Genomic DNA, 6033 nt, shown 5'->3' on the forward strand with positions numbered 1-6033 from the left:
TCATAGGATTTTAGATTTTAGATTTTAGATTTTAGATTGGACTTTGTTTTTGAATTATTATAAATTGACATCAAAACCCCCATAGCTACCAACGATAAAGCCGATGGTACAAACGGTACCCAAGCACCCGAAATTAACAAACCAAAGCAAACTACATACAAAAAACTACAAGTAACACCAATTGCCAACGCCAACCAGGGTAACGAAAGTCTGCGCCAAGCTAGGATTCCCCCAATCAAAGACCAACCCCAAATCCAGACCACTTCCGCCCACCATGACCAAGCCCGCAGCAACGGTCGCCCATTCTCGACTGCACTAAGGATCTGGCTGACCATGTGAGCTTGTACCAGCACTCCTGGCATTTGCTGATCTAAAGGAATACCATAAGGTGTCGGCCAGGTGTCTGGAGAATCCCCCTTTGCTACCACACCAATCAGAATAATTCGGTCTTTAATCGAACTGGCGTTAACGGGACTAGATAAAAATTGCGTTAGCTTTACCTGTTCGGCTATTTCTTTTGAGGAACGATAGTTGAGTAAGATTTGACCGCCATTAGCATCAATATCTTGATAAGCGCCAGTACGAGACTTCAGATTCGGAAAAATAGTTTTACCTAGTTGCAAATTTCCTTCAGGGGTGAACTTTGTTTGAATTCCTGAAGGGCGCAGATAGAGAGATGCTAGTTGTAAACTGAAGGCATAAGAAGCAGAACACAATGATGTCGTCTCCTGCTTCATAAACAGAAGATGCCGACGAATAACTCCATCGCGATCGTGAATAAAGTCACTGAATCCCAGATTTCCTGGGGGAATTTCTGGTGGTGGCTTAATGCCTTTGATATTTTGTGAGCGATCGCTCCCCTTGCATACGCCAATTAAGTTTGGAGTTTTTTGGAGACGAGTAATTAAATCTGGCTCTTTGGCATTAAAATCACGGTAGATATCTAAGCCGATCGCGCGGGGTTGATATTGATTTACTTTTGCCAGGAGTTTATTGAGAGATTTTTCGGAAATAGAAGCTCCGATTAAGGACTCGCCATTTTGTCTTTGAATGGCCAGATCGTCATCGTCAATTGTGATGATCAACAGTCGGGGATCGAGACCTTCGGCAGGGCGCGATCGCATCATCAAGTCAAAGGCTTGAATCTCTGGATTTTCTACCCATCCGAGCAATCTTACGCCACAAACCAAGCCTGTAACGGCCAAACTGGATAACACAGTTCTCTTAAATCTGCGTCTGTTAGATAAAGCTAAATTTGCTTGATCTGCATCTTCAGATTTTGTAGACCATAATTCATCCCAAGTCGGTGGTATCTGCGCCGGATTTTGGCAAATCACTGGTAGCCAAGTTGCACAAGGAAATCTATCCTCAAGTCCTTGCAAGCGTTCCCGCGCTTGGCGTACCGCTTGATATAAAGACTCGCCACCGGCAAAGCCTTGGAGAAAATACTTTAAAAACTCCTTCGCAACTTGGTCGGGGACGGGTTCGCGCATGACAATCATTTGAGGAATTTGCAAATCAGCCAATTCTCGCGCCAATCCCAATCCATCACAAGAGTTGAATATAGCTAATTGCAAACCATTTTCAATCGCTTTTTTGAGAGCGTACTTTAACTCGCCAATGGTCAGACTATCAGTTTTATTCAGGTAAATTCTGCCACTTTCGCCATTTTTGTTACTGGAACTGTGGCCAGCAAAGAAGAGAATATCCCAGTTTTTTCCCCAGAGATGCTCAGTCAATTCCTTACGCTGTGGTTCTACTATAAAGCTCACCTCTGCATTCCTACACTGTTGCAGTAAAGCTTGATCGGCTTCGGTGTCAATCCCCTTACTATTGCCCACAATTGCCAAAATGTTGACTAATGGGTTGAGAGTGCGTGGTTTATGAATGCGATCGTAGGATGGTGAAGAAAGGGCAATTTCAGCTTTGGGATAGCGTTCTAATAAGTCCCACAGATGCCAGGGTAATAGCTGCAATTGGCTATTTTCTGTTTGCAAAATTACCCGTACTTCGTCGCCAGACGATAATCTTTCTAACCATTTTTCCCTCAAAGGGCGAAACTCCTCTGCTCGCAGCCAGGTATTAAAGCGTACCCGCAAAATATGAGAAGCGTTTTCGCAGTCTTGAACCATCGATACATTCGTCACCTGCATTTGGTCAGCATGGAGGCGATAACGATTCCCTATTTGCCGATAACTAGACTGCCAATGACTATAATATAGTGGCATTTCCGGGAATGAAGGTAGCCTCCCCGTGATTTCGGTTGTAGCACGCTCGTGTTCTTCACCAATTTGGAGGGTGACAGCAAACCCCTGCTCAAAACTACCCTCTCCGAATTTGATCGCCACTAACTTACCCATAACCTTCGCTATCTCCCTATGCAAGATCCTGCCCTGTTCTCATGTGCGATCGCAAGCTCCACAAGCATCTACAGATTTTTTTCAAAATCCCCAAAAGCTGGCTTGGATTTTTAATTTTTAATTTTTAGTTAATGAATTATCACTTAATAAATTACCGACAAACAAGGAAGATAGCTAGATATTTCAAATTCGGAAATATTCAGTAATACTGGTATTATCCAAGGATACCCTAACACTAAATTGCTCTGTGGGTTCACCACGAAACTGCAACTGAATGTAATTGTCTGATTTTCTCGATTGAGCGTCGAGAAATATTGCTCCTGAACTATCTATAACAGTGAGATGAACTCCTGGTGGTAAGTAGATGTGATTTCCAGTAGCGTGTAATTGGAGATGAATACTAGTTTGTTGATCCTTTTCGGGGCTAATTTCCACAATCAACATCACAGGTTGGTTGAGAATTTGGATACCTAAATCAATAACTTTTGCTCGTTTAGTAATTGATTCTGGTTGTTTTAGGGTATCTAGTTCCAGAGTTTCAATACTGCGAAAGGCATAAGTTGGTCTGAATTCCGGCACGTTCCACAGCGATTCAATAGTTTCCCAGCCCGTCTCAAATATACCAGTAAACCAGTGACTCAAATTCACTAATGAATTAACTGGGGATTGACGCAATTTCCAGATGTGGTCAATAAACGCTTCCAATGGTTGGAGTTGTGCTAAAGGCAGTGTTTCAGTGGCGACACTAGGGATAAAACCAAGCAGCCTTGCTTCTTCGAGCGATTCATCAAATTGAACTACTAAATAACCCACCCGTTCTTCCCAAGTTTCTGGAGGAATAGAACATATCTGCTGATGCAAATAGACAGGGCGACACTCCAAACGACCAATTGAGGGCATTTCTAAATCAGCTACATCCCCACAAAGGCGCATGATCGGGTTCCAACTGTCACTACCTTGGAGATCGGTAGGAATATCCATCATCTGCAAATAGTCATTCACCACCCATACAGCTAGAGTATTCAGCCGGACTTGCTCTGCTTTTTCAGGATTTGGTTGCTGGTTAGCAAATTGCTGGGCTGTTATGCGAGCTGTTTGGGAAATCGGCAATGTTAAAACGAAATCATCTAGCTGATGGGTGGAGTTATTCATAAGTCAATTTCTAGGGATCAATGCTGCTATGTATATATCACCCGAATTCAATAAATTTATGCCACAAAATTGAATACTGGAAAAGAGGATTGGGGACTGGGGATTGGGGACTGGGAATTTATGCCTAATGTGAATTAGGCGTAAATTGCGATCCTGCTCCAATCAATCAGGTTTTACTAAATATATTGAATAATGCGATCGATGCCTTAGAAGAAAAAAGAGTAGCGAGCTAGCTCAACTTTAGCTGATGCGATCGCAAAAAGGCATGATAATGTACTATGTCAAACAGGTAGCCCGTCCGCCAGCATGGGCTTTACCCTTGAAAGCGCAGTTTTATTTAAGGATTTTACGCTTTCAAGCCGTATAACGTCAAGTTAACTGAGTGCGATTGGTCATTTTTACTGAACCGAGAAGGAAGGTTCTACTTTTATGATTTTATTTGGCAACTCATCTTTTTACTCGTAAAATCGAAGACAAGATCAAGACCCGTAAAAAAGAGTCCCTAAATTAATGAATACGTTAATCAGTCAGGGTGGAAGAGCTATCACCAAATTTCAGGTGGTAGACAGGATAAACGATATCGCTTGGCAAGCTCATCAAGGTAGCGTGGCGGCGATTATTCAGCTATTGAACGAAAAGCTAGCCAAGTGTGGTGTCAGAACTAGAGCCATTTTTTCTGATGGTGTCTTACAACTTCTGTGCGAGGCGGCTAGAGTAGAACAACTTGAGCAATCTCCCCTGGTAGAACAAATCCAGCAAATTCTTGAATCTATTGCCCCGCGTCAGATTCGCCGCGTCAAAATCAACAGTCGGATTGTTCGAGAACAACAATTACTGTGGTTAAAAGAAATAGATAGCGATCGCGAGAATCAATTGCTTTGGTCAGAGGAAATTACACTAATTCAGCCCAGTATTGTAAAGCAATTAATTAAAGATTTCACAGAAGCTCAAGCTGAACTAGGAAAACCAAATTATCCTAAAACTCAAGTCTCTCGTCCTTTAGTACTCATTAACAAAGAAAAATACAAAAATAAACCTAACACAAAGATATTAGCGGCGGCTGGTTTATGCTCACTGTTGTTGCTTAGTTGGGTTGTTTATGCCCAGCTAGGTAATAAACTGAAAAACCTCATCCAACTAGAAACTTCTAAATCTTTAACTACAGAAAATACTAGCGATCGGAAAGCCCAAACACCATTCCGCGCCCCTAACAATAGCTTTTCTGAGCCATCTGACGATCCATTTCAAATATCTGTGCGAATTGCCAACCAAGCTTCTGCATCTGGTAAAACAGCTACAACCTCAACGCAGTGGTTAGAGATTGCTGCTAAATGGCAACGGGCTTCAGATTTAATGAGTACAGTACCACAAACCCACACCCGCTATCAAGAAGCTAAGATTCGTACTCAACTATATAAAAAATACAGTGAGGCGGCACAGAAAGAAGCTGATAAAAGCAAATCTTAGTTTTTTCTGATTGGAAGACTTTGAAGATATCTATAAAAAAATCGACCTTATTCTGAATAAAGTCGATTAAATAAATCTAAAATTTAAAGTTTAAAAGGTGTATATCCCCTAACTCAGGAGTTCTCCTGTTTCTTGCAGGGAGTGCAAGCGGCGGTAAATGCCCTCTTGACGCAAGAGTTCATCGTGACTACCCACTTCTACAATCTTTCCTTGCTCCAAAACGACAATTTTATCAGCTTCCCGTACTGTGCTTAAACGGTGGGCAATAACAATAGTGGTGCAAGTGCCCTGAATCGATCGCATTGCTAGCTGAATTGCACGCTCTGACTCATAATCTAAACTAGAGGTGGCTTCATCAAAAATCAGCACGTCTGGTTCTACTAACAACGCCCTCGCAATTCCCAAACGTTGTCTTTGTCCTCCAGATAGTCTGACACCTCTTTCCCCGACGATGGTGTAATAACCTTGGGGTAAGTGCTGCACTACTTCATCGACTCTGGCAATTCTACAGGCTTCCTTAACCTGCTCCAAAGTCGCATCAGTTCTGCCATAAGTCAAGTTATCCAAGATAGTACCGTTGAAAACGTCTACTTCTTGGTGAACGATCGCTAGCCTTCGTCTATACTTACCTACATTCAAAGTGCGAATATCTTGACCATCAATCAGAATTTGACCTTCTTGAGGTTCAAAATATCGCAACAGCAATTTTACTAAAGTAGACTTACCAGAACCGGAACGCCCCACTAATGCTACTGTTTGGTATGGCTCAATCAATAAGTTGATATCTTGCAAAACTTGACGGTTGGCATCATATCCAAAACTGACGTGCGACAACTCGACTTTTCCAGTAAATTTATAAGGTGATTCTGTCTGGTTACTCTCTTCTAAAAGACTAGCTGAATCAGGTGCAGTTGGCTCTTGGAGAAATTCGTGAAACCGCAGCATTGAAGAATAACGACGGGCAAAAAGTTCTGCCAAGTTGCTAATAGGTTCTAATTCGGCATAAGCCATGCTAGAAAGAGTTAAGGTCATGACAAAGTGACCGAGAGAAATT

4 protein-coding genes are annotated in these 6033 nt (G+C 42.2%); 1 reads left to right on the forward strand and 3 read right to left on the reverse strand.

From position 1 onward, the window contains the following. Nucleotides 1–17: 17 nt before the first annotated feature. Nucleotides 18–2360 carry a CHASE2 domain-containing protein gene (locus tag HWQ37_RS24880; protein WP_292752263.1) on the reverse strand — a complete coding sequence of 781 codons (2343 nt, stop codon included), beginning with the start codon at nt 2358–2360 and terminating at the stop codon, nt 18–20. A 183-nt stretch (nt 2361–2543) separates the two neighbouring features. Further along, nucleotides 2544–3512, reverse strand: coding sequence for a DUF1822 family protein (locus HWQ37_RS24885; protein WP_292752266.1), 969 nt, complete (start codon nt 3510–3512; stop codon nt 2544–2546). A gap of 510 nt (nt 3513–4022) precedes the next feature. Between HWQ37_RS24885 and HWQ37_RS24890 the strand changes: the two genes are divergently transcribed. Then, nucleotides 4023–4979, forward strand: a complete 957-nt coding sequence (locus tag HWQ37_RS24890; RefSeq protein WP_292752269.1) for a hypothetical protein — start codon at nt 4023–4025, stop codon at nt 4977–4979. A gap of 108 nt (nt 4980–5087) precedes the next feature. On the opposite strand, the gene HWQ37_RS24895 is transcribed toward HWQ37_RS24890, so the two are convergent. Continuing rightward, nucleotides 5088–6033 (reverse strand): ABC transporter ATP-binding protein (locus tag HWQ37_RS24895; protein ID WP_292752272.1); only part of this gene is annotated, 946 nt, incomplete at its 5' end.

Source organism: Nostoc sp. NMS4 (genome assembly GCF_017115095.1).
Classification (GTDB): domain Bacteria; phylum Cyanobacteriota; class Cyanobacteriia; order Cyanobacteriales; family Nostocaceae; genus Nostoc.

What these genes read in the sequence shown, in the direction of transcription:
- HWQ37_RS24890 (WP_292752269.1), top strand. Translation starts at nt 4,023, where the DNA reads ATGAATACGTTAATCAGTCAGGGTGGAAGAGCTATCACCAAATTTCAG.
- HWQ37_RS24880 (WP_292752263.1), bottom strand. Translation starts at nt 2,360, where the DNA reads ATGGGTAAGTTAGTGGCGATCAAATTCGGAGAGGGTAGTTTTGAGCAG.
- HWQ37_RS24885 (WP_292752266.1), bottom strand. Translation starts at nt 3,512, where the DNA reads ATGAATAACTCCACCCATCAGCTAGATGATTTCGTTTTAACATTGCCG.